Annotated in this window: 1 pseudogene; it reads left to right on the forward strand. The window is 67.6% G+C overall.

The annotated features are described in order from the left end of the window. Positions 1-910, forward strand: a pseudogene (locus tag ACGFSA_RS35215) (transposase); the annotation flags it as partial. Positions 911-1,244 lie beyond the last annotated feature (334 nt).

The following is a 1,244-nucleotide window of genomic DNA, read 5'->3' on the forward strand; positions in this document are numbered from 1 at the left end:
CTTCCACCTGGTCGAGGGCGGGGTGAGGCGTCGGGACCCAAAAGACCGGCCGCCGGGCGCGACGCGCCTGGTCACGCCCTATGACATCGAGGCGCGGGGCAGCGTGAAGCGCGACACCCTCTAGGACGGCTACAAGGTCCACCTCACCGAGACCTGCGAGCCGGAGGTCCCGAACCTGATCACGAACGTGGCCACCACCGTCGCCACCACCCCGGACAGTGTGATGAGCGGCGAGATCCACGCCGGTTTCGCCGGGCGGGACTGCCTGCCGGGCGAGCACCGGGTTGATGCCGGCTACCCCACCGCCGGTCAGGTCGTGGCCGCCCACAGGGACCACGGAGTAAGCCTGCAAGGACCGATGGCCGCCGGCACCGCCGCTTCGGCCGAAGGCCCCTTCGGGCAGGACGCCCTCACCATCGCCTGGGACCGTGAGGAAGTGACCTGCCCCAACGGGACGGCCAGCACCCAGTGGCACCACCGCCACTCGCAGCAGGGCCTGCCCGTCATCCGGGTCCGCTTCAGCCCGGCCGACTGCCGTACCTGCCCTCACCTGCGGGAATGCGTCAACTCGTCGAAGGCCGAATGTTGCGAGCTCAACCTGCGACACCGCGACGCATACGAAGCCGTCCAGGCGGCACGGGCCGAGCAGCAGACCGACGCCTGGAAGGACCGCTACAAGATCCGCGCCGGGGTCGAAGGGACCTTCGCGCAAGGCACCCAGCGCTGCGGCCTGCGCAGATCCCGCTACCGCGGCCTCGCGAAGACCAGCCTCCAGCACCAGCTCACCGGCGCTGCACTCAACCTCGCCCGTATCGACGCCCACCTCACCAAAACACCCCGGGCCCGCACCCGCACCAGCCACTTCGCAGCACTTCGCCCCGCCGAGCCAAAGCTCGACAGGGCGAAGTGATTAAGGACCCGAATTAACCAACAGCATCCGCATTGCGGTGGGAGGCCCTCCGTGCAGTCTCCACCTGATCGCCCTCGACCACGGCGAGTCCGTGGTCATCGAAACCGAGAAACAGGCGTCCTCTCGAATGCGAGTGCGGAGCACGCCGGGGCCGCTGCTCAGGTCCAGCGTGAGCGAGAGGCTCGATCGAAGCCTAGTAGGGCTTTGTTAGGTGCCCCAAGTAATCTTCATCGGATAGGTTGTGATCTTCTTTCAGGTGTGACTCCTGAGGAGATGGAAGAGGTCCGGCCGCGTCTGGAGGCGTTCGCGGCCGAGATGCTGGGCTCGTTGGCGC

This window comes from Streptomyces sp. NPDC048496, from assembly GCF_043200055.1.
Classification (GTDB): Bacteria; Actinomycetota; Actinomycetes; order Streptomycetales; family Streptomycetaceae; genus Streptomyces.